Below are 24,405 nucleotides of genomic sequence, written 5' to 3'. Positions count from 1 at the left end.
TTTTAATCCATAACACGAATTTAACCATCCCTCTTTTGACTACGTGAACTAAGGATGAAAAGAGTGTTTGATGTAGCGCTAGATGTTGTTTTTTTAATTTGTGAAAATTCATTCAATCTTTGCTTGCGAATTCGAGAATGGCGTGGTACACTTTATGTGAACTTATTAACAAAGAGGTGGGAATATGGAAGTGAAAGAAATCAAAAAGTTGCCTAAAGCAACAGCGAAACGCTTACCATCATACTTAAGAAATTTAAAAGCACTTGAATCAAGTGGTGTTATTCGAATCAAATCAAAAGAATTTGCTGAAATCACTCATGTTCCTTCAGCTACCATCCGTCGTGATTTTTCCTACTTAGGGGAATTAGGTCGTAGTGGCTATGGCTATGAAGTGCCATTTTTAATTGAGGTGTTTAGCAATCTCCTTGCGACGGAGGAGGAGAAAGATATTGCGCTTGTGGGTGTGGGGAATCTAGGCAAGGCGTTATTAAAAAATAATTTTAGACGAAATGAGAATTTGAATATCACGTGTGTCTTTGACAGTGATCCTTCGTTAATTGGGACGGTATTTGAAGGTTACTACATTCATAGTATGGATGAACTAGCAGAAAAAGTAGCAGAAAACGGTCTGACGGTTGCGATTACGACCGTACCTAGTCACCACTCACAAGAAGCCGTTGATGTGATTGTTGAAAGTGGCATTACTGCAATTTTAAATTTTGCACCTGATCGAGTGACAGTACCCGATGAGGTGAACGTACGATATATTGATCTAACAACGGAACTTCTGACACTTATTTTCTTTGATAATCAAAATCACTATAAAATGCCCGCAGTTCATTTTAACGAGCAATAAGTAGGTAATAAACGCATTGACATTCAAATGTCTTCATTGTAGAATAAATCAAGACGTTGAACAAGAGGAGTAGCTAAATCGTTGTTTTAAAGAGAGGGAATCATTTGCTGGAAGATTCTCAACATGATTAGTGAAGGTAGCTTGGGAGTTTTTGATTTGAATTTGCAGTAAAATCAAACGAATCGTGATCGTTAACTCACGCGTTAAGAGGTAGCATAAGGCTACAATTTAGGTGGTACCGCGTAATTTACGTCCTAAGATGTTTTAGACATCTTAGGATTTTTTTTATTGTTTAAGAGGAGGAGAAAGAATGACTAAAAAAGAATTATCAACAAAATATCAACCAAATGAAGTTGAAGCCGGTCGTTATCAAGAATGGTTGGATAAAGAGTTGTTTAAACCAAGTGGCGATAAAAAAGCCAAACCATACTCGATTGTAATCCCCCCACCAAATGTCACAGGGAAGTTACATCTAGGACATGCATGGGATACGACGTTACAAGATATTATTATTCGTCAAAAACGGATGCAAGGGTTTGATACGTTATGGCTACCAGGAATGGACCATGCCGGTATTGCAACACAAGCAAAAGTTGAAGAAAAATTACGCGAACAAGGAATTTCTCGCTATGACTTAGGAAGAGAAAAGTTTGTGGAAGAAGTTTGGAGTTGGAAAGAAGAATACGCCGATCATATTCGTGAACAGTGGGCGAAGATGGGGCTATCGCTTGATTATAGTCGTGAACGTTTTACGTTAGATGATGGGTTATCTGAAGCGGTTAGAAAAGTCTTTGTGACAATGTACAACAAAGACTTAATCTATCGTGGCGAATATATTATTAACTGGGATCCTCAAGCACGGACGGCTTTATCGGATATTGAAGTGATTCATAAAGACATTGAAGGGGCATTTTATCATATGTCTTATCCTTTGGCAGATGGCTCAGGAGTGGTAGAAATTGCGACGACACGGCCAGAAACAATGCTTGGAGATACGGCTGTTGCGGTTCATCCAGAAGATGAACGCTATCAAGCCTTAATTGGTAAAATGGTCGTTTTACCATTAGTCAATAAAGAAATTCCAATTATTGCGGATGACTACGTGGAAAGAGAATTTGGGACAGGGGTCGTAAAAATTACACCTGCTCACGATCCGAATGACTTTGAAGTGGGGAATCGTCATGATTTACCGCGCGTGAATGTGATGAATGACGATGGAACAATGAACGAATTAGCGGGGATTTACGCAGGACTTGATCGTTTTGCTGCTCGTAAACAAATCATCAAAGATTTAGAAGCTATGGGTCGTTTGGTGAAAATTGAAAAAATGGTTCATAGTGTCGGTCATTCTGAAAGAACAGGAGTGGTAGTTGAACCTCGTCTTTCAACGCAGTGGTTCGTAAATATGGCGCCTTTAGCGAAAGAATCAATTGAAAATCAAGCTTCCGATAATGCGGTCGAGTTTTACCCACCACGTTTTAATCAAACATTCTTACGTTGGATGGAAAATATTCATGATTGGGTCATTTCACGTCAATTATGGTGGGGACATCAAATTCCTGCTTGGTACCATAAAGAAACAGGAGAAGTTTACGTTGGGATGGAGGCACCTGCCGATCATGAAAATTGGCAGCAAGATCCAGACGTGTTAGATACTTGGTTCAGCTCAGCATTATGGCCATTTTCAACGATGGGTTGGCCGGACGAAAATAGTGAAGACTATCAACGTTATTTCCCGAATAACACACTCGTTACAGGATATGACATTATTGCTTTTTGGGTAAGTCGTATGATTTTCCAAAGTTTAGAATTTACTGGGGAACGTCCATTTGACAATGTCTTAATCCACGGTTTAATTCGGGCAGAAGATGGTCGTAAAATGAGTAAATCGTTAGGTAACGGAATTGATCCAATGGAAATTATTGATCAATACGGAGCCGATGCTTTACGTTGGTTTTTATCTAATGGGTCATCACCAGGTCAAGATATGCGTTTTAGCTATGAAAAAATGGATGCGGCTTGGAACTTCATTAATAAAATTTGGAACGCATCACGTTTTGTTCTAATGAACGTGGAAGGGCTCACGCTAGAAGACTTGAGCTTACAAGGCGAAAAAACGGTCGCGGATCGTTGGATATTAAGTCGTCTAAATGAAACAATTGAAAAAGTAACGAATTTATTTGAACGTTTCGAATTCGGCGAAGCAGGCCGTCAATTGTACAATTTCATCTGGGATGATTTTTGTGATTGGTACATCGAAATGAGTAAAGAAACACTTTACGGAGAAGATGAGACGGCGAAAATGATGAATAAGAGCGTTCTTGTTCACGTGTTAGATCAAAGTCTACGTCTCTTACATCCAATTATGCCATTTGTGACCGAAGAAATCTGGGGAAATCTGCCGCATCAAGGTGATTCATTAGTGGTGGCACAATACCCAACGGTAGAAGCAAAATGGATTGATGAGACAGCAACAACTGGGATGGAAACGTTGAAAGAATTGATTCGTTCGGTCCGCAATATTCGAGCAGAAGTAAATACACCGTTATCCAAAAAGATTACCTTATTGATTCACACGAGCGATGCAGAGATTGATCAATTCTTAAAAGAAAATATCAATTATATTGAACGCTTTTGTAATCCAGAAGAGTTAGTCATTGCAAATCAAATAGACGCACCAGAGCTGGCAATGTCAGCAATTTTAACGGGAGCGACAATTTATTTACCACTTGCTGATTTAATTAATATTGATGAAGAAATCGAACGTTTAACGAAAGAATTAGCGAAATGGACGCAAGAAGTGAAACGCGTTCAAGGGAAATTAGCGAATGAACGCTTTGTAGCGAATGCACCAGCAGCTGTAGTGGAAGAAGAAAGAGAAAAAGAAAAAGATTATTTAGAGAAACAAAAATCAACGAGCGATCGCATTGCGCAATTAAAGCAATCAAATTAAGCGACACGTGATGAGCCTCAAGTCCTGTTTGTAGAACCAGGATTTGAAGCTCTTTTTTTTTATAAAATAGATAGAAGGATAAAATTCCGCATTGAACTCATTTTTTTAACAATTAATGCCAATTGAAAGCGGTTTTTAACTATCCTATCATTGTTTTGTTACTTAAAAAACAAGAACAGTATTGAAATTTGTGTTAAAAAGAGAGAGGTACAACGAGAAAGAGACAGGCATCAGTCATAAACTCTTTTTTTTTTATAGTTTTTTTGTGATAAAAAGAACAAGTATTGATCGGATGAGGATTTTTTTGTTGAAGGGCTGGGACAGATTTTTTGTAAGTTCACTTAGAATATTTCTCATAAGAAAGGAAAATACCGTGAAGAACGGGCAAATAGAATGAAAAGCATGAATCGAAGAAATAAAATGATTTTTAAGTTTATTGTTACCGTGTCAATTGTCATTAGTTCAGCAGCAGGTGCATATGTTTATGCAGAATCAGTCAAAGATGCAAAGTTAAAAAAAGACTTAATCGCAGAACAAGTGGTGATCCGCCATTCCATCGAGGAAATCCATCAGGATAAACAAGAAGGGTTTATCCTTGTTAGTGAAGCCAAGAAAATAATCGAGAATCAGGCAATAAAACTAGGAACCATTGAAGGACGAATGACGGCTTTAGCCCCCAAAAGTGCTCAAAAAGTTCGTCAACAAAACGATAATCTTGCAAAGAAATTGAGCGACTTATCGAATCTTACACAGATTTATGAATTACAGAATTCTTTGTTTGAAACAAAAATATTAACGCCAGAAGATTTAAATCAGACAGCGAAGTTAAAAGAAGACGTTACGTTAGATGAAATCGAGGCGATTGCGATAAAAGTAAAAGAAAATCCCCAAGCGACTCTCGTCAAAGAGCAGTCTGAAGCAGTTATTGAATTTGCAATCAAGCAATTTGAAACGAAAAATGCAGTGAAAGAATGGCTACTAAAAAATGATCAACAATATAGTGAAAAGAATGTTCAAATATTGAGTGATTTAGTAAAACAAGTCGTTCCTGAATCAGAACAAGCCGGATTCGAAGATGCTTTACGTAAGTTTGAAAAAGGGCTAGCTGAAAAAGTGGCGAAAGAAAAAGTAGCACAAGAAAAAGCTGAAAAAGAACGAATTGCCCTAGAAAACGTTAATCGAGCAGTAGCGACCGCTTCGCAAACAACCATTACTGAGATTGAACAAAATGGTTATTCACAGACAAGTGCTCCCAATCAAGATGTTGCAGCAGGGGTGACATCAACACCGGCGGCAAATGGACAAGCGGCTCCTGCGATTCCAGATGCAGCACCAGTCCAAGAAGCGAGAACGGATGGCTTTAATTTTAAAGGAAACCACTTTGGCATTCAATCATTTTCAGGTTTAGGAGCCGTTCCCCAATGGACACCTTATATTTACCAATGGTCTGAAGATCCATCCCATTATTTGGTTGAAAAAGCGAGTAGTGCCGGTAGTGCTATTTGGCAGCTAGGAGTGGGTGACACGATTCAACTCGATGGTCAAACGTATACGATTTTTCATGTGATGCGTCATGTACCGAATGATGATAGTGCCTATCCGACGTTAAAATCTCAAGGAGCAACCGTAACGTGGCAAACGTGTGAGAGTGCGAGTGCCAATTCAGATTTAGCGATTTGGTTTGCCCGTTAATTTCGTTATTAATAAAAAAGAGTGGTTGGATAGCGACCTCCGAAATTTAGAGTAATTATTCTAAATTGTAGGGGTCGCCACCTAATTGCTCTTTTTTGTGCATGACTTCTATAGGAGATTTGGTATAATAATGAAGAGGTGAAGAGTGTGATAAAAACAGTAGAAGAAGCCATCGAATGGATACATAGTCGCTTGCCCTTTGGGATGAGACCAGGGTTGGACCGCGTAAAGGCATTACTTGAACTAATTGACAATCCTGAACAAAATTTACAGATGATTCACGTTGCCGGAACGAATGGGAAAGGTTCGACGGTGAGTTATTTAAGTTGTATGTTACAAGAACTTGGGTTATCGGTAGGAACCTTTACCTCACCATTTATTGAAGTCTTTAATGAACGAATCGCTATTAATGGACAATGGATTCCAGATGAGGCGATTATTCGACTCGTCAACAAATACCAACCATTTGTGGCCTTGCTGGATGATCAGCCAGCAGTAGCGGGAATCACAGAATTTGAGTTATTAACGGTGATGGGCCTTGATTATTTTCAAGAGCAACAAGTTGATGTCGCAATTATTGAAGTCGGGTTAGGTGGGTTACTTGACTCAACCAATGTCATTGAACCAATCTTAACGGCCATTACAACAATTGGAATGGATCATACAGATATTTTAGGAGAGACACTTGAAGACATCGCGACTCAAAAAGCCGGGATTATTAAGCCGAATGTTCCGTTAGTAACAGGTAAAATTGAGGAAGCGGCTTTAAAAGTCATTAAAGAGACCGCAATGAAGCAAAATGCGCCCATAAAATGTTTTGAAGAAGACTATCAAGTCGTCTATCAAGGACCGGATTCAAAATGGGGCGAGATTTTTGATTTTTACAATGAAGCGGGAAAAATTAAAAATATCAAAACACCTTTGCTAGGGGAACATCAAATTGAGAATGCGAGTCTAGCGATTGAATTATTCTTTTCGTATTGTCACTTGAAACAGATTCCAATCAAACAAGAATGGATTATAAATGGCTTAGCACAAACACACTGGCCAGCCAGAATGGAAAAAATTAGTGATGAACCGTTTATTGTGATGGATGGGGCACATAATAATCATGCGATGAAACGCTTGGTTGAAAATGTTATGAGAGAATTTCCTCAAAGAAAAATATGGATTCTATTTTCTGCGTTAGAAACAAAAGACATTACCCAAATGCTAGCGGAATTAGTTCGGATACCAAGTAGCGAACTCTTGGTGACAACCTTTGATCATCCTAAAGCGCTCAATATCGAAAAACTAAAATCAATGAGTGGTGTCACTTCGATTAAAACAGCGGCTGCTTGGCAATTGGGCTTAGCAGATCTTTTAGAAAAGTCGATGGCAGACGATTTAATCTTAATCACCGGTTCCCTTTATTTTGTTTCAGAAATCCGTCAGTTCTTATTAAACCACTAAAGGAGAAAAACAATGCCAACCTATCAAGGAATTATTTTTGATTTAGATGGACTATTATTTGATACGGAGCGCCTCTACTATCAAGCGACGCAAGAAGTCGCTGATGTGATGGGGATTCCCTATGATGAAGCGACGTACCACGGTTACATTGGAATTAGCGATGATGAATTATGGCGTATCTATCACGATTTATATGATACAGATTTTGGTCAAGAGAAGGTGGATCAATTTATTACGCGCTCCTTTAACCGGGGAATTGAGATGTTTGAAAATGGCGAAGCACACTTAAAAGAAGGGGCTTTGGAACTTCTGACGTATCTAAATAAAAAGCGTATTTCCAAGGTCATCGCTTCGAGTAATCAACGGCGAATCATCGATATTTTATTAAATAAAGTAGGGATTCGCGAGGAATTTGAAGCAATTTTTTCATTTGAAGATGTGAAAAGAGCTAAACCAGATCCGGAAATTTTTCAATTAGCCCATCAATTTTTGAGTTTACCGAAAAAACAAGTCTTAGTATTAGAAGATTCTCAAAATGGTGTTTTGGCCGCTCACCGTGCGAAGCTTGATGTGGTGATGGTTCCTGATTTAATTGAACCAACACCCGCAACGAAAGCTAAAACAACTCATATTTTACCAAGTTTATTAGAAGTTCCGGCATTTTTAGAAATGTGAACCTGCTCCTTTGCGTATCTTATTTTGAGAATACGTAAAGGAGTTTTGACATGAGCAAAAAATTAATAGCTACCTTACCTAAAAGTTCGCTACCGCGAGAGCGTTTAATCGAATATGGCGAACAAGCATTATCGAATCAAGAATTACTCGCAATTTTACTACGCACCGGTTCCGCCCCTTATAATGTGATGGAATTATCTGGATTATTACTGGCAGCTTTCCCGAGTCTTTATGAATTAAAAGCAGCGACCTTACAAGAACTACAAATGGTTCGAGGTGTTGGGAAAATCAGGGCGATTGAATTAAAAGCGATGATGGAATTTGGTAGTCGGATTCATCAATCGTTACAACCGAAGTATGGAACGGTTCGCACGAGCATGGATTTAGCATTTCAATTAATGGAAGATTTAAAAGACTATCAACAAGAACATTTAATCTGTTTATATTTGAATACTAAAAATGAAATTATTCATAAGCAAACGTTATTTATCGGTTCTTTGAATCAATCAATTGCGCATCCAAGAGAAATTTTTCGGGGTGCTGTCCGGCACAGTGCGGCTCGCATTATTTGTGCCCATAACCATCCGAGCGGCAATCCAGAGCCCTCGTCAAATGATCGGCAATTTACGCGACGATTAAAAGAATGTGGCGAAATGATGGGAATTGAGTTGTTAGATCATTTGATCATTGGGGATAAGAGTTACGTGAGTTTGCGGGAAGAAGGGCTTTGGGAACGAATGTAAACGTATGAATAGATGGTTGCAAAATGAGAGTCATACGTGTAAAATGAGAGATGTAATTTTGTTTCGCAAGTAGAAGTTAACTAATCAAGTTTGACCGCTATATTGATGACAAACAAAGGTTACGAATTATTGTGCAGTAGCACTAGGAGGTTATTTTCATGGAGAATGGAACAGTAAAATGGTTTAACGCAGAAAAAGGTTTTGGGTTTATCTCTCGCGAAGACGGAAGTGATGTTTTTGTACACTTCTCAGCTATTCAAGGTGAGGGTTTCAAAACTTTAGAAGAAGGACAAGCAGTAACATTTGATGTTGAAGAATCAGATCGCGGTCCTCAAGCTACAAATGTGAACAAAGCCTAATTAAACAACAAAGAAACGAGGGTACGATACCCTCGTTTCTTTTTTTAGAGAAAAATGACGAGCAAGAGAATCGATGAATTATCCGTCAGTTAGTTTCGATGATGGTATTCAAACAATGCTTCTTCACTAAGCTTCCTCGGAGAGCTTAGCAAAGCCTACAAAAAAACGCAAGAAGATAGTATGTGTTGAATCCTTTACGTTAGCCGTTAGTCTAATTAAGGATTCTTATACCATTCTCTTGCGTTTTTCATTTTTTATAAGCTGCGCCGAAACGCTTTTTTATCAAAATAGAAGGGTTAGATACTGTCTGGTGTCATAACCATTGATAATATCATCGGGTGTCGTTCTGTTTTTTCAAAAAGGAACGGTTGAAGAGCAGCTGACATCGCTTCTTTTAATTTGTATTCTGTACAATTTGGTTCTTGTAAGGCTTCGCGAAGACTATTGAATAAAACGGTTTGCCCTTCGCTAATCATTTCACCAGATTCTCTCATATAAACAAAACCACGAGATAAAATATCTGGACCTGCTAAAATTTCTTTGCTTTCGATATCGACAGTCGCGACGGCTAAAACGAGCCCTTCTTCAGAAAGGATGCGACGATCTTTTAAGACGACGTTCCCAATATCACCGATGCCACTACCATCTACGTAAACGTCGTTGGCATTAAAGTGGCCAGCAATCCGCGCAGAGTCTGCCGTTAAGGCTAACATGTCACCATTTTCCATAATAAAACAATGGTCTTCTGGCACGCCAGTATCTTGTGCTAGTTGAGTATGGATTTTTAACATCCGGAACTCGCCATGCACCGGCATAAAGAATTTTGGTTTCATTAAGCGCAACATGAGTTTTTGTTCTTCTTGTCCACCGTGTCCAGAAGTATGGATATTATTTAATTTTCCATGAATGACTTCTGCACCAGCTTCGAGGAGTAAGTTAATCAAGTGGTTAACACTCTTTGTATTACCTGGAATAGGTGAACTAGAGAAAATGACTGTATCATCTGGATGGACTTGGATTTGGCGATGCGTCCCATTCGCAATTCGACTAAGGGCAGCCATTGGTTCACCTTGGGAACCGGTACATAAGATCATCGTTTCATTCGCAGGTAAGCGATTGATCTCAGAAGCATCCACAAAAGTACCATTCGGAACTTTAATATAGCCTAAATTTTGACCATTAACGATCGCATTTTCCATACTACGACCAAACACCGCAATTTTACGACCTGTTGCAACAGCGGCATCAGCAGCTTGTTGTAAACGGAACATATTTGAAGCGAAACTAGCAAAAATAATGCGACCTTCAATTTTTTCGAAAATTCGAATAATGGAAGCGCCAATCGTTTTTTCAGATTTCGTAAAAGTAGGAACTTCGGCATTCGTACTATCAGATAGAAGACATAGAACGCCTTCTTCCCCTATTCGAGCCATTTTATGTAAATTAGCAGGTTCTCCAACCGGCGTAAAATCAAATTTGAAATCTCCTGTAGCTACAATATTTCCAGAAGGTGTTTTGACAACAACTCCTAGGGCATCCGGAATACTGTGAGTCGTTCTAAAAAAACTAATCGATGTTTTACGGAAACGAATCACGGTATCTTCATTGATTTCATTTAATGTCGCGTCGCGGAGTAGACCATGTTCGTCTAATTTATTGGTAATGAGAGCAAGTGCCAAAGGACCCGCATAAATAGGGATATTGGCTTGACGAAGTAAATAAGGAATACCACCAATGTGATCTTCGTGCCCGTGGGTAATAATTAACCCTTTAACTTTTGATAAATTTTGAACGATATAGCTGTAATCGGAAATCACATAGTCAATCCCAAGTAATTCATCTTCAGGAAATTTAATTCCTGCATCTATCAGAATAATTTCATCTTGGAATTGAACCCCATAGCAGTTTTTTCCGATTTCACCTAGACCACCGATGCCAAAGACACCAGTTTCGTTGTTTTTTAGTGAAACTTTCATTTTAAAACTCCGTCAAGGTGAAGTCTGTATTTTCTTTTTCGTATTCTAGATGATTGCCTTCTAGAAGTTGAAGGAATTCGATATTATATGGGGTATTGTCTTCAACTAATTGTCGTGCAAGCACCTCAGTTTCGGCGTCAATGTAAAGTACTTTTGTTTGCTCTCTTTTTGGGTTTTGTTCTTTGCTTTCTTGGTAAAAAACTTTATAAATCATATGATACTCTCCTTTATCTGCGTCGCAGTTTTTAAGGCTGGATTTTTTAACGCACCAAAATGAAGGTCGGTTTTGTGGGACCTTTTTTAGTAGAATTGAACGTGAATAGGCTTTTTTCAGACATTGAGTGAGAAAAAAGAGAAAGTCTCGTCTTTACTTTCTGGAGGCGTTTATTGTAATTCAACCGAACGTTTCTGTATGGATATACAGGATTTGTTTTTATTTTATCATACAAATGAAAAGAAGTATAGAAAGACTAGTTAATTGCAGTCATTCATCCAATTGATCGTCATCGGTTGCTAAATGAATGAGTGATAATCATTTAGTTAGGTGGTTAGAGAGGCATGTGATTAAAAGAATGAAAATGACAATTTTCTGAAAAAGCTTTATCGTTTTGATGAGATTTGTTATAGTTTAAAAGGAGAGACAATTAAAGGAGGGATTTATTTGAAGTTAATGTGGCGTTATGCAATGAAACAAAAGAAACTATTATTTTTCAATTTTATTTCTGTATTCGGCTTTATTTCAGTTGAATTAGGATTACCAACGCTACTTGCGTTGATGATTGACAAAGGAATTACTCAAAATGATACGAACTATGTTAAAAATATGGGTCTTTTAATGTTGGGCGTCGTTGTTTTTGGAGTCGCATTAAATATTTTGTTAGGTTATTTTACATCGAGAATTACAACAAATATGATTGAGAATATTCGGGATGACCTGTTCGAAACGGTACAAGAGTTTTCTCATAATGAATACGAACAAATTGGGGTTTCATCTTTGATTACGCGCGTGACCAACGATGCCTATCAGATTATGTTATTCATGCAAAATATTTTACGCATTGGGTTTACAGCACCGATGATGTTTATCGTCAGTTTATACATGGTCGTCCGGACGAGTCCATCGCTTGGGTGGTACGTTCTCGGTTCACTACCATTCTTATTAGGCGGCGTCGTAGCAATCGCCGTATACTCTGAACCTATTTCGAAAATGCAGCAAAAAAATCTTGATCGTATTAACGGGATTTTACGAGAGAATTTATCGGGATTACGTGTGATTCGAGCATTTGTGAATGAACGATTCGAAGAAAAACGCTTTGAAGAAGTCAATGATGCGTATGCGACGAGTTCGAAAAAGCTCTTTCGTTTAATGTCGGTGGCACAACCAGCCTTTTTCTTTTTATTTAATATCGTGATGGTCTTAATTATTTGGTCTGGTAGCGTGCAGATTAGTACCGGCGATTTACGAGTAGGCGATTTGATTGCTTTTATCGAATATATCTTCCACGCGTTATTTTCGTTTATGTTATTTGCCACTGTTTTTATGATGTATCCGCGGGCGGCAGTTTCGGCTGGACGGATTCAAGATGTGTTTGATGCGGAACCATTGATTAAAGACAATCCAAACGGCATTACAACCACAGCAACAAAAGGGGAGTTAGTTTTTGATCATGTGACGTTTGCCTATCCGGGACCTTCGCAAACACCGGTAATCCGAGATATTAGTTTTACGGCAAGTCCAGGTGAAACCGTGGCGTTTATTGGCAGTACGGGTAGTGGGAAATCAACGCTTATTCAGTTGATTCCTCGTTTTTATGATGTCAGTCAAGGTCACGTATTAATTGACGGATCGGATGTTCGTGAGTATCAACTAGCAGCGTTGCGTCAAAAAATCGGGTACATTCCGCAAAAAGCGGTGCTCTTTACAGGAACAATTGCGGATAATTTACGCTACGGAAAAGAAGATGCTACAAAGGAACAAATGTTGCGAGCCTTAGATATTGCGCAAGCAACGGATTTTGTCTTGAGTTTACCCAATGGGTTAGATACGGTCGTTTCAGAAGGAGGCAGTAATTTCTCTGGCGGACAAAAGCAACGTTTAGCGATTGCTCGAGCGATTATCCGTCAACCGGAAATTTTCATTTTCGATGATAGTTTTTCTGCGCTAGACTACGCAACGGATGCCCGTTTACGGGAACGACTTCGCGCGGAAACAACGGAGTCGACGACATTAATTGTCGCGCAACGTGTGGGCACGATTATGGATGCCGATAAAATTATCGTTTTGAATGAAGGTGATGTTGTGGGAATTGGGACGCACAAAGAATTACTAAAAAATTGTGCCATTTACTACGATATTGCGGCATCACAATTGTCAGAGGAGGAGTTGTTAAAATGAGAAACTTTTCTGCGTTGAAGCGATTAGCTAATTACTTAAAACCATATCGAATTGGGTTTTATTTTGTGTTATTTTTTACCGTTGCGACTGTCGCTTTTAATGGATTGTTACCCTATGTCTCTGGTTTACCGACCTCTGAAATTGCGAGAAATGTTTCGCAAGGTGAAGTCATAAACTTTGCTTACATCAAACAAACCCTTATCTGGATTTTATTGATTGGCTTGGGCTATGCGATTTCACAGTTATCCGCCGGGATTCTCATTACCAATGTCGTACAATCTGCAATGAAAGATTTACGTCATGATTTAGAGTCTAAAATCAATCGGTTACCCGTTTCTTATTTTGATAAAAATCAACAAGGGAATATTTTATCACGGGTAACAAATGATGTTGATGCGGTGAGTGGCGCGATGCAACAAGCACTCATTGGGATTGTAAATGCCATTTTGAGCATTTTAATTGCCATTTCGATGATGTTTTATATTAATCCCGTTATGGCGCTGTTAGCGATGGTGATGATACCGATCTCAATGATGATCTCAAAATTGATCGTGAATAAATCACAACCAGATTTTAATCAGATGCAAAATGCACTCGGTGAAATGAATGGCTATGTTCAAGAAAGTATGACAGGTTTTAGTATTTTAAAAGTTTATGGACGTGAACAAGCGGCACTTGAAGGCTTTAAAAAGACTAACCGCAAATTACAATATTACGGATTTCGCTCCGCCTTTATCTCAGGGTTGATGATGCCACTCGTTCAGTTAACAGCCTATTTAGCGTATGTCGTTATTGCGGTAGTCGGAAGCTTTTATGTGATTGGTGGGGTGATTGTCCTTGGTCAATTACAAGCCTTTATTCAATATATCTGGCAAGTGAGCCAACCAATGGGAAATATTACGCAGTTATCTGGAGTGTTACAAAGTGCCTCTGCTTCTGCTAAACGAGTTTTTGAAATTTTAGATGAGCTCGAAGAAATCGAAAATGAAGTGGATGAGGCTTTACCAGAAGTCTTTCATGGGGAAGTCACTTTTGAGCATGTGGACTTTGCTTATTCGCCTGATAAGCCACTGATTAAAGATCTGAATTTTACGGTAAAGGCAGGTCAAACAGTGGCGATTGTCGGGCCAACTGGTGCAGGGAAAACTACCCTTATTAATTTGTTGATGCGCTTTTATGATGTAAATGCTGGTGCGATTAAAATTGATGGGGTTGATACGAAAAAGATGGCTCGCAGTGATGTCCGCTCTTTATTTGGGATGGTTCTACAAGACGCTTGGCTCTATGAAGGGACCATTGCGGATAATATTCGCTTTGGGAAGTTAGCCGCAACTGATTATGAAGTCGTGGATGCTGCGAAAACGGCGAATGTCGATCACTTTATTCGGACCATGCCTGAAGGGTATGAAATGTTTATTAATTCTGAAGGTGATAATATTTCACTAGGACAAAAACAATTAATGACGATTGCGCGTGCGGTTATTTCGAATCCAAAGATTTTAATTTTGGATGAGGCGACTAGTTCTGTGGATACTCGTTTAGAAGCTTTGATTCAAAAAGCGATGGACAAGGTCATGGAAGGCCGGACAAGCTTTGTTATTGCGCACCGTTTATCGACTATTCGTGATGCAGATTTAATTTTAGTCATGGACAAAGGATCCATTATTGAACAAGGAAACCATCAAACATTACTTGCAAAAGGCGGCTTTTATGCCGACCTTTATAATAGCCAATTTTCAGAAGAAGCGGAATGATTGGTGAAGGAAAATATGAAACGCGATTATTTCCAATTGGAATTTGAGTCAGTTCGATTAAACAAAAGCAGGTCTCTGAGATTCATCAGAGACCTGCTTTTGTGCTATCAGCTACTATTATTTTGTTACCATGACTTCATCAACAAGACCATAAGCTTTTGCTTCTTCAGCAGACATGAAATTATCACGATCTGTGTCTTTTTCAATGACTTCAATTGGTTGGCCAGTCCGCTCTGCTAAAATTTTATTTAAGCGATCACGGGTTTTTAAAATATGGCGCGCAGCAATTTCAATTTCAGTTGCTTGTCCTTGAGCACCACCTAATGGTTGGTGAATCATGACTTCTGCATTTGGTAAGGCAAAACGTTTACCTTTTGCACCAGCGGCAAGTAAGAAGCTACCCATTGATGCAGCCATTCCCATTACGATTGTTTGGACGTCGGCTTTGACAAAGTTCATTGTATCAAAGATCGCTAAACCTGCTGTCACGCTACCGCCAGGAGAGTTAATGTAAAGATAGATATCTTTTTCTGAATCTTGCGCATCTAAGAAAAGAAGTTGAGCGATAATCGTGTTCGCTAAATCATCGGTTACTTGACCACTCAGCATAATAATGCGGTCTTTTAATAAACGAGAATAGATGTCGTAGGCTCTTTCGCCACGAGAAGATTGTTCGATAACTGTTGGAATTAAGTTCATAGGAAAAAATCCTCCTTGATTAATATTTGCTAAATGTTAACTATAGCATATCATATTGACGACTGTTTACATAGCTTCGTTGCTTATTTAGCTAAGGAAATTATAACGGAAAGGTCAATAAAGGTCAAATAAAAAAGATTAAAAAAAGGAAGAAGATATGGTAGAATGGGGGAAGAGAATCAAAGGAAGGAATGGTTGAAATGGCAATGTTTGTGATCGGTATGAGTGGTGTGCTTACGGGTGCTCTTCTGGTAATTCTTGGTTTTTATATTCAAATGAACTATTTAGAGCGAAAAGAAAAAAAACAGCGATTACTGGAACACAAAGTCAAGGAAATCGAAACGCTGCTTGCATTAAATAAAAAAGTCATTGAGATTTTAGAAAAACGAATGGTGATGATGGACGAATACGTGAGTTTTGACGCGTTCGATGATTGTTACATTACGGTCGATGACTATATTTACTTACAGTCATTTGCGGCCCATAATAGTTTTTATTTACCGAATTACTTTTTAGATGAATTTTTTAAACAAATTTCAACGCGGAAAGTTGTGTTATCGCCGACTGAAACCGTTTCGTTGGGCGGCTATACGTTTAAAGGTGGCCGTGTCTTGATGGAACAACTGTCTGATAAAATGACTGAAATGATTTATGAACGAAAAAATCAATTAACCCGCTTAACAAATGAACCGTTACTTCTTTTTAAATATAAAGGATAAGGTCAAAATAGGAGATAATGTGAGAAAAAGAATGGATAAAATCATTGTGATTGTTGGCCCTACGGCTGTAGGAAAAACCGCGCTTAGTATTGAACTAGCTAAAAAATATGATGGCGAAATTATTAATGCAGACTCAATGCAAGTTTATCGTGGGCTTGATATTGGCACAGCTAAAGTGACAGCCGATGAAGCAGATGGGATTGCGCACCATCTGATTGATATATATGAACCAAACGAAACGTATACGGTGGCTGATTTTCAAAAAAAAGCACGAGAAAAAATCAACGAAATCACGAGTCGTGGGAAGTTGCCGATTGTGGTAGGTGGCACAGGACTGTATGTTCAAGCACTGATTTATGATTATCAATTAGGAAAAAAAGAGGAAGTAGACGATTACCAACTACGAGAAAAGTATACACAATATGCGCAAAATCATGGAAATCTCGCACTTTGGGAACAATTAAAAGCGAAGGATGAACTAGCAGCTGAAAAAATACATTTTAATAATCAACGCAAAGTCATCCGTGCGCTTGAAGTGTTTGAGTTAACCGGGCGAAGTATTATTGCGCCAAAAGAAACACCCCAAAAATGCTATGATGATTTTTTAATTGGGTTGACCACAGATCGCACTTTGCTATATGAACGGATTAATCAGCGCGTGTATCAAATGGTGGAGCAAGGGTTAATGGAAGAAGCACGCAGTCTGCTGGCTTTTCCTGAATCACAAGCAGCATTAGGAATCGGTTATCAAGAATTTTTTCCTTATTTTGAAGGGAAAGTTCCACTAGAAACAGTGATTGAAGAAATTCAACTACATTCCAGACGGTACGCGAAGCGACAGTTGACTTGGTTCCGAAATCGCATGGCGCCTCATTGGTTCGATTTAGTTCAAGCACCAGAAACAATTGTTACCTTAGAAGAGCAAATCAACACTTGGTTGAAAGGAGTGAAGCAACATGACTGAAACGAAACAAGAAAAAGAACGTGTGATCATAGTGGGTGTGGAGCATGAGGGGAATTATCAGTATTTTGAGGAGTCCATGCTCGAATTAAAGAATTTAACGAAAACAGCCGAAGGTGAAGTTGTTTTTTCTTTAACGCAAAAAAGACCCCAAATCGATCGTCGAACGGTCATTGGAAAAGGAAAAATAGCCGAATTGGTGACGTTAATTGAAACCTACGAGGCGAATTTGGTTATCTTTAATCATGAGTTAACCCCTCGTCAAAGTCAAACGATTGGCGATGCTTTAGGCATTCCAGTCATTGATCGCGTGCAAGTCATCTTAGATATCTTTGCGATGCGTGCCCGTTCTAAAGAAGGAAAACTACAAGTAGAGTTAGCTCAATTGGAATATTTATTACCACGCTTGATGGGACAAGGGAAAATGATGTCGCGTCTAGGCGGCGGGATAGGGACGCGGGGACCTGGTGAAACGAAATTAGAAACCGATCGTCGGCATATTCGCAACAAAGTGACCATCATCAAAAAGGAATTAAAAGAAGTTGAAGCGCATCGGACTCGGACACGCCAAAAACGTCAAACCAATGATACCTTCCAAATCGGACTAATCGGTTATACGAATGCCGGGAAATCAACGATCTTAAATGCTTTAACAAAAGCGCAGACTTATGAAGAAGATCAATTGTTTGCGACATTAGATCCATTAACTAAAAAGTGGCGTTTACCGGAAGGGTTTGAAGTAACATTGACTGATACCGTAGGCTTTATTCAAGATTTACCTACACAATTAATCAATGCGTTTCATTCGACCTTAGAAGAAAGTCGTAATATGGATCTCTTGCTGCATGTCGTTGATGCCAGCTCTGATAATCGTCAACAACACGAAGAAACCGTCCTAAAATTAATGGAGGAACTTGATTTAACAGGGATTCCTGTTTTAACCGTTTATAACAAAGCGGATCAAATGAACCCCGCTACATTTGTTCCAACGTTATTTCCTAGTGTCTTAATTTCAGCGAAAAGTTTGAGTGGCAAAGAACAATTAAGTCAAGCCATTAAATTATCCATAATGGAAATTTTACAACCTTATACGTTGACCGTCGCTTCTCATGAAGGAAATACCTTGAATCAACTTAAAAAAGAAACATTACTCGTCACAGCAGATTTTGATCCAGAAACCCAACGGTACGTAGCCAAAGGTTTCGCGCCACCTTATTCTTTTGCCATTCGGTTAATGGAAGACAATTGATATAAAAAAAGAGGTGCCTTAGGGCGTCTTTTTTTATTTTTAAGCGAAATGAACTAAGAAATTGGTACGAGTTAGCGCTAGTAAATCATCATTTCGATGATGAACAACACAATATCCATCATTTTTGGGCAGATTTTCCATGGAGAATGTAAAAAAGTAAAAAAAAACTGCTTTTCATGTCAGATTATATGACATAGGCGGTTGACAAGAAGGAATGGAGTTGGTATATTTTTTCTATCATCAACTATTAATCGAGAATAACAAGGGAGGCAATCATGCAAGAGAAAGAATTTCGCCGATCAATGTCTGTGTTTCCTATTGGAACAGTCATGAAATTGACCGACTTAACCGCGCGACAGATTCGTTATTATGAGGAACAAGATTTAATTCACCCAGAAAGAAGTGAAGGGAATCGCCGAATGTATTCTTTGAATGATATTGATGTCTTACTTGAGATTAAAGATTACCTCTTGGATGGACTCAATATGGCTGGAATTAAAAAGCTTTATGAAATGAAAGAAGAGGAAGTTGAGACAAAAGTGAAACAACCGTTAACCGATAAAGATGTTCGTCGTATTTTTTATGATGAATTATTATCGCAAGGAGGACTATCCCATAGTAATCCTTTCCAGAAAAACCCTAGAATTTAAAACTTTTAATTAATGAAAGAGGATGGAAAAAATGCCGAGAATCGACTACACTGCTGACGAAATTATCAAACACGCACAAGAAGAGAACGTTCGTTTTTTACGTTTAATGTTTACCGACATTATGGGAACAATCAAAAATGTGGAAGTTCCAATCAGTCAATTAAAAAAAGTCTTGGATAATAAAATGATGTTTGATGGTTCTTCGATTGAAGGGTTTGTTCGAATTGAAGAAAGCGATATGTATCTTTATCCTGATTTATCAACTTGGTTAATTTTTCCTTGGGAGAACCAACATGGGAAGGTTGCACGGTTAATTTGTGATATTTATAATCCAGATGGAACGCCTTTTGCGGGAGATCCTCGTGGCAATTTAAAACGAATCTTAAAGAGTATGAATGACTTAGGCTTCACTTCCTTTAACTTAGGTCCAGAACCGGAATTTTTCTTATTTAAGTTAGATGAAGAAGGCGAGATTACGACTGACCTAAATGATAAGGGTGGCTATTTTGATTTTTCACCAATGGACTTAGGGGAAAACTGTCGTCGTGATATCGTGTTAGAGTTAGAAAAAATGGGCTTTGAAGTCGAGGCTTCTCACCACGAAACCGCCCCTGGACAACATGAAATTGATTTTAAATACGCAGATGTGATTGAAGCGTGTGACAATATTCAAACCTTTAAATTAGTTGTGAAGACGATTGCTCGAAAACACGGCCTTCATGCAACGTTCATGGCGAAACCGTTATATGGGATTGCAGGCTCTGGGATGCACTGTAATATGTCATTATTTAAAGGCAAAGAAAATGCCTTCTTTGATGAAGAAGGTGATAGACAGCTAAGTAAGACGGCTTATCAATTTATGGCAGGGTTGTTAGATCATGCACGGGCCTTCACTGCCGTATGTAATCCAACGGTTAACTCTTATAAACGTTTAGTACCAGGATTTGAAGCGCCTGTGTACGTGGCTTGGTCTGGACATAATCGTTCTCCACTGATTCGTATTCCAGAGGCGAGAGGGCTATCCACACGTCTTGAGTTACGTTCTGTCGATCCAACGGCTAATCCGTACTTGGCGATGGCAGTCTTGTTAGAAGCAGGACTAGATGGCATTCGCCGCGATTTAACGCCGCCACCAGCTGTCGATCGTAATATTTATGTGATGACAGAAGAAGAGCGGGAAGCGGCACAAATCTATGACTTACCATCAACGATTCACAATGCGATTAAAGCCTTACGTAAAGATCAAGTCATGATTGATGCATTGGGACAACATATTTATGGTAACTTTAATGAAGCCAAACGTATGGAATGGGCAGCTTATCGTCAAACTGTCTCTGAATGGGAAAGAGAACAATATTTAGAACTCTATTAAGAATAAGTAAAAGCCGTTTGACATACAGGAGTCAAGCGGCTTTTGTTTGCATTCAATGATTTTAACAGGAAGAATAGGCTATAATGGTGGTTATTTTCTGAAAGTTTCCTTAGATAAAACGCCATCCTTTTTAATTGATTATGAAAAAACAAGCAAAATGTTTAGATTGACTAGTAAAAGTCTTGAAACTTTGCTAAAATAAAGGCGTTGGTTGAGAATCATAATTCTTGACAAATAAGTTTAGCTAAAAACTAGGAGGAAATTATTATGCCATTAGTATCAGGAACTGAAATCTTACAGGCAGCTCGTAAAGGCGGCTATGCAATTGGAGCTTTTAACACAAACAACTTAGAGTGGACGCAAGCGATTTTACAAGCAGCAGAAGAAAAGAAAGCACCAGTTTTAATCCAAACTTCAATGGGCGCTGCAAAATACATGGGCGGCTACAAATTAGTAGTAAACATGGTTAAAGATTTAATTGAGTCAATGAACATTACTGTTCCAGTGACACTTCACTTAGACCATGGCGATTACGAAGCAGCTTTAGCATGTATCGAAGCAGGATACACTTCAGTGATGTTTGATGGTTCTCACTTACCATTTGACGAAAACTTAAAATTAGCTAAAGATGTTGTTGAAAAAGCACACGCAAAAGGCGTTTCTGTTGAGTGTGAAGTTGGTTCAATCGGTGGAGAAGAAGATGGAATCATCGGTACTGGTGAATTAGCAGATATCGACGAATGTGTTCAAATCGCAAATACAGGAATTGATTTCCTAGCTTGTGGTATCGGAAACATTCACGGTGCATATCCTTCAAACTGGACTGGATTAGCATTTGATCACTTACAAGCAATTGCGAATGCAGTTGGCCAAGATATGCCATTAGTATTACACGGTGGATCAGGAATTCCTGCAGATCAAATCGCGAAAGCAATCTCAATGGGCGTTTCAAAAATCAACGTAAACACTGAGTTCCAAGTATTATTTGCAAAAGCAACTCGTGAATACATTGAAGCTGGTAAAGATTTAGAAGGCAAAGGATTTGATCCTCGTCAACTATTAGCACCAGGTAAAGCAGCAATCGTGAAAGAAGCAGAAGCTCATATCGATTTATTCGGTTCAGCAAACAAAGCTTAATTAAAAAATAAAAAAAGGTCTTAAGCATACTAATGGTATGTTTAAGGCCTTTTTTACTGACTGTTTTTGTTTAAAATGAGAGAAACCTCTAAGAGTTGTGAACAAAAACACTCGTACCTTTTTTCTTTTAGTAAAATATGCTAAGATAGGAAAGATTGAAATAATTAATTGAAAAGTAATAGGTGAACTTAAATGAAAAAAATAATGATACAAGGTAATAAACTGTTAACGGGTGAAGTCACTGTCAGTGGAGCTAAAAATAGTGTCGTTGCACTGATTCCTGCAGCAATTTTAGCGGATTCTCCCGTTATTTTAGAAGGCGTTCCTGATATTAAAGATGTCCATTCCTTGATTGAAATTTTAGAAATTATGGGCGTGAAAACGAAATTTGCCAATAACCAATTAGAAATTGATCCAACAGAGATTGTCTCGATTCCGATGCCGACCGGTAAAATCAATAGCTTGCGAGCTTCTTATTATTTTATGGGTGCGTTACTTGGCAAATTTGGTGAAGGTGTTGTCGGACTTCCAGGTGGTTGTAATCTTGGACCACGCCCGATTAATTTACACATCAAAGGGTTCGAAGCACTAGGGACTGAAGTGACGAATGAACATGGTGCGATGTATTTACGTAGTGGCGATGGACTTGTCGGTACGAGAATTTTTATGGATATGATTTCGATTGGGGCGACGATTAACGTGATGTTAGCCGCTGTTCGTGCCAAAGGTCGTACGATTATTGAAAATGCCGCAAGAGAACCTGAGATTATTGATGTGGCAACATTATTAAATAATATGGGTGCCAAGATTCGTGGTGCAGGTACGAATGAAATACGGATTGACGGCGTTGAAGAGTTGCATGGTTGTCGCCATTCGATTATTCCAGACCGGATTGAAGCGGGAACGTATTTAGCCTTAGCTGCTGCCGTAGGAAATGGCATCACAGTAAAAAATGTGATTTACGAGCATCTAGATAGTTTTATTTCGAAATTACAAGAAATGGGCGTCAAAATGGATGTGGGCGAAGATAGTATTTTCGTTTACCCAGCGAAAGATTTAAAAGCCATTTCGCTAAAAACCTATCCTTACCCAGGTTTTGCGACAGATTTACAACAACCGTTAACGCCATTATTATTAAAAGCGCAAGGAATGTCAGAAGTGACGGATACGATTTATCCGAAACGGGTGAATCATATTCCGGAACTTGTTCGCATGGGCGCTAAAGCAAGCATTGAAGGAAATGTGGTCCTAATTGAAGGATCAGATACCTTGCAAGGAACGGACGTGATGGCGTCTGATCTTAGAGCTGGCGCATGTTTAGTCATTGCGGGCTTAATGGCAACCGGTACAACAAAAATTAGTAAAGTCGATCACATTTTAAGAGGTTATGATAATATAATTGATAAATTAACTGCCCTTGGTGCAGATATCAAAATGATTGAGGAGTAAACGATGGCTGATTATTTAACAATGGCGGAATTGGAACACCGGACATTAAAAGAAATCTATACGTATGCGAGAGAGTTAAAAATTCCTTACTACAGTCAAATGAATAAAAAAGAACTTTCGTTGGCCGTTATCCGTGCACAGGCTGAAAAGCAAGGTTTCTTTTATATGGAAGGAATCCTTGATATTATCGGTCAAGATGGCTATGGTTTTTTAAGACCGATTAATTACGGTCCGAGTGCAGAAGATATCTACATCTCTAATTCTCAAATTCGTCGTTTCAGCTTGAGAAATGGCGACAAAGTAGCAGGAAAAGCGCGCCCTCCCAAAGAATCTGAACGTTACTATGGATTGATGCATGTTGAAAGTGTCAATGGAAAAGATCCTGAAGAAGCAAAAGAACGGCCGCACTTCCCAGCATTAACCGCGCTATATCCAAATCAAAAGATCAAACTTGAAACAACACCAGGACGTTTGTCTACCCGAATGATTGATTTATTTTCCCCCATTGGATTTGGGCAACGGGGATTAATCGTAGCACCGCCAAAAGCGGGTAAAACGAGTATTCTAAAAGAGATTGCAAATGGCATCACGGAGAATCATCCGGACGTTGAATTAATTGTCTTATTAATTGATGAACGACCAGAAGAAGTAACCGATCTTGAACGAAGTATTAAAGCGGATATCGTGTCTTCCACGTTTGACTTACAACCGAGCAATCATACACGAGTAGCTGAACTTGTCTTAGAACGTGCGATGCGTCTGGTAGAAGACAAACGCGATGTTGTCATCTTAATGGATAGTTTAACGCGTCTAGCAAGAGCGTATAACTTAGTTGTCCCACCAAGCGGTCGAACGTTAAGTGGGGGAATTGATCCTGCGGCCTTATACAAGCCGAAGAAATTCTTTGGTGCTGCGCGAAATATTGAAGAAGGCGGTAGTTTAACGATTTTGGCCACAGCCCTAGTTGATACGGGTAGTCGCATGGATGACGTCATCTTTGAAGAATTCAAAGGAACAGGGAATATGGAGTTGCATCTTTCTAGACAACTTGCCGAGCGTCGAATCTTCCCAGCAATTGATTTGAAAAAATCAAGTACGCGTAAAGAAGAGTTATTAATGACTGTAGAGCAATTAGAAGATACGTGGAAGTTACGTAACAATATGCAAGGCGAATCATTAGAATATACGGAACAGTTCGTTCAATGGATGAAAAAAACGAAGAATAATGAGGAATTCCTCAAAACATTGAATGAATTATCGTTTGGGGAAAAAATAACTAAACGAATCAAAAAAAGATAATTGCATCTAAAAACG

At 38.8% G+C, this 24,405-nt stretch carries 20 protein-coding genes and 1 other annotated feature; of the genes, 17 read left to right on the top strand and 3 right to left on the bottom strand.

All coding sequences use genetic code 11. The features are described from left to right. The first annotated feature begins 184 nt into the window (after nucleotides 1-184). The 7 genes from IGI68_RS00970 (at nucleotide 185) to IGI68_RS00940 (ending at nucleotide 8,730) form a co-directional block, all read left to right on the top strand. Nucleotides 185-856 (top strand): redox-sensing transcriptional repressor Rex, encoded by a 672-nt coding sequence (locus tag IGI68_RS00970; protein WP_071874314.1) that lies wholly within the window; start codon nucleotides 185-187, stop codon nucleotides 854-856. 47 nt (nucleotides 857-903) lie between these two features. Next, nucleotides 904-1,116: a binding site (T-box leader), on the top strand. Nucleotides 1,117-1,166: 50 nt separating this feature from the next. Continuing rightward, a complete protein-coding gene (locus tag IGI68_RS00965; RefSeq protein WP_438729596.1) occupies nucleotides 1,167-3,809 on the top strand; it encodes a valine--tRNA ligase in 2,643 nt (880 codons plus the stop codon). Nucleotides 3,810-4,229: 420 nt separating this feature from the next. Continuing rightward, nucleotides 4,230-5,501, top strand: coding sequence for a hypothetical protein (locus IGI68_RS00960; RefSeq protein ID WP_438729593.1), 1,272 nt, complete (start codon nucleotides 4,230-4,232; stop codon nucleotides 5,499-5,501). Nucleotides 5,502-5,705: 204 nt separating this feature from the next. Next, complete coding sequence (locus IGI68_RS00955) at nucleotides 5,706-6,953, top strand: bifunctional folylpolyglutamate synthase/dihydrofolate synthase (protein WP_438733170.1); 1,248 nt, start codon at nucleotides 5,706-5,708, stop codon at nucleotides 6,951-6,953. Between the two features lie 12 nt (nucleotides 6,954-6,965). Further along, nucleotides 6,966-7,628 carry an HAD family hydrolase gene (locus IGI68_RS00950; RefSeq protein ID WP_438729590.1) on the top strand — a complete coding sequence of 221 codons (663 nt, stop codon included), beginning with the start codon at nucleotides 6,966-6,968 and terminating at the stop codon, nucleotides 7,626-7,628. 50 nt (nucleotides 7,629-7,678) lie between these two features. Further along, nucleotides 7,679-8,371: a RadC family protein gene (gene radC / locus IGI68_RS00945; RefSeq protein ID WP_071874310.1), complete on the top strand. Its 693-nt coding sequence runs from the start codon at nucleotides 7,679-7,681 to the stop codon at nucleotides 8,369-8,371. Nucleotides 8,372-8,529: 158 nt separating this feature from the next. Then, entirely contained in the window at nucleotides 8,530-8,730 is a 201-nt protein-coding gene (locus tag IGI68_RS00940; RefSeq protein WP_071874309.1) for a cold-shock protein, read from the top strand. A gap of 296 nt (nucleotides 8,731-9,026) precedes the next feature. Here IGI68_RS00940 and rnjA read toward each other — a convergent pair whose 3' ends face one another. Together rnjA and IGI68_RS00930 are read right to left on the bottom strand one after the other, a co-directional pair. Then, complete coding sequence (gene rnjA, locus IGI68_RS00935; protein ID WP_438729585.1) at nucleotides 9,027-10,706, bottom strand: ribonuclease J1; 1,680 nt, start codon at nucleotides 10,704-10,706, stop codon at nucleotides 9,027-9,029. Nucleotide 10,707: 1 nt separating this feature from the next. Beyond that, nucleotides 10,708-10,920, bottom strand: coding sequence for a DNA-directed RNA polymerase subunit epsilon (locus tag IGI68_RS00930; RefSeq protein ID WP_273232117.1), 213 nt, complete (start codon nucleotides 10,918-10,920; stop codon nucleotides 10,708-10,710). 447 nt (nucleotides 10,921-11,367) lie between these two features. Between IGI68_RS00930 and IGI68_RS00925 the strand changes: the two genes are divergently transcribed. Further along, complete coding sequence (locus tag IGI68_RS00925; RefSeq protein WP_438729582.1) at nucleotides 11,368-13,101, top strand: ABC transporter ATP-binding protein; 1,734 nt, start codon at nucleotides 11,368-11,370, stop codon at nucleotides 13,099-13,101. After that, nucleotides 13,098-14,855, top strand: coding sequence for an ABC transporter ATP-binding protein (locus IGI68_RS00920; protein WP_438729579.1), 1,758 nt, complete (start codon nucleotides 13,098-13,100; stop codon nucleotides 14,853-14,855). The genes IGI68_RS00925 and IGI68_RS00920 overlap by 4 nt, the downstream gene beginning before the upstream one ends. A gap of 117 nt (nucleotides 14,856-14,972) precedes the next feature. Here IGI68_RS00920 and clpP read toward each other — a convergent pair whose 3' ends face one another. After that, a complete protein-coding gene (gene clpP / locus IGI68_RS00915; RefSeq protein WP_071874304.1) occupies nucleotides 14,973-15,554 on the bottom strand; it encodes an ATP-dependent Clp endopeptidase proteolytic subunit ClpP in 582 nt (193 codons plus the stop codon). Between the two features lie 200 nt (nucleotides 15,555-15,754). Between clpP and IGI68_RS00910 the strand changes: the two genes are divergently transcribed. The 8 genes from IGI68_RS00910 to rho all read left to right on the top strand — a co-directional run bounded on the left by IGI68_RS00910 (nucleotide 15,755) and on the right by rho (nucleotide 24,390). Further along, nucleotides 15,755-16,273: a hypothetical protein gene (locus IGI68_RS00910; protein ID WP_071874303.1), complete on the top strand. Its 519-nt coding sequence runs from the start codon at nucleotides 15,755-15,757 to the stop codon at nucleotides 16,271-16,273. A gap of 31 nt (nucleotides 16,274-16,304) precedes the next feature. After that, nucleotides 16,305-17,237 (top strand): tRNA (adenosine(37)-N6)-dimethylallyltransferase MiaA, encoded by a 933-nt coding sequence (miaA, locus tag IGI68_RS00905; protein WP_438729575.1) that lies wholly within the window; start codon nucleotides 16,305-16,307, stop codon nucleotides 17,235-17,237. After that, nucleotides 17,230-18,483, top strand: coding sequence for a GTPase HflX (hflX, locus tag IGI68_RS00900; RefSeq protein WP_071874301.1), 1,254 nt, complete (start codon nucleotides 17,230-17,232; stop codon nucleotides 18,481-18,483). Before miaA ends, hflX begins: the two co-directional genes overlap by 8 nt. A 275-nt stretch (nucleotides 18,484-18,758) precedes the next feature. Continuing rightward, nucleotides 18,759-19,133, top strand: coding sequence for a MerR family transcriptional regulator (locus IGI68_RS00895; protein WP_438729571.1), 375 nt, complete (start codon nucleotides 18,759-18,761; stop codon nucleotides 19,131-19,133). A 31-nt stretch (nucleotides 19,134-19,164) separates the two neighbouring features. Further along, on the top strand, nucleotides 19,165-20,505 hold the full coding sequence (gene glnA / locus IGI68_RS00890) for a type I glutamate--ammonia ligase (protein WP_438729568.1): 1,341 nt from the start codon (nucleotides 19,165-19,167) through the stop codon (nucleotides 20,503-20,505). Nucleotides 20,506-20,772: 267 nt separating this feature from the next. Continuing rightward, on the top strand, nucleotides 20,773-21,642 hold the full coding sequence (locus IGI68_RS00885; RefSeq protein WP_438729565.1) for a class II fructose-bisphosphate aldolase: 870 nt from the start codon (nucleotides 20,773-20,775) through the stop codon (nucleotides 21,640-21,642). Between the two features lie 192 nt (nucleotides 21,643-21,834). After that, entirely contained in the window at nucleotides 21,835-23,091 is a 1,257-nt protein-coding gene (locus IGI68_RS00880; protein WP_438729562.1) for a UDP-N-acetylglucosamine 1-carboxyvinyltransferase, read from the top strand. 3 nt (nucleotides 23,092-23,094) lie between these two features. Beyond that, nucleotides 23,095-24,390, top strand: coding sequence for a transcription termination factor Rho (gene rho, locus IGI68_RS00875; protein ID WP_438729559.1), 1,296 nt, complete (start codon nucleotides 23,095-23,097; stop codon nucleotides 24,388-24,390). Nucleotides 24,391-24,405 lie beyond the last annotated feature (15 nt).

This window comes from Enterococcus sp. DIV1314a (genome assembly GCF_051713805.1).
Classification (GTDB): Bacteria; Bacillota; Bacilli; order Lactobacillales; family Enterococcaceae; genus Enterococcus_I; species Enterococcus_I aquimarinus.
This window is presented reverse-complemented; position numbering and strand designations above follow the sequence as displayed.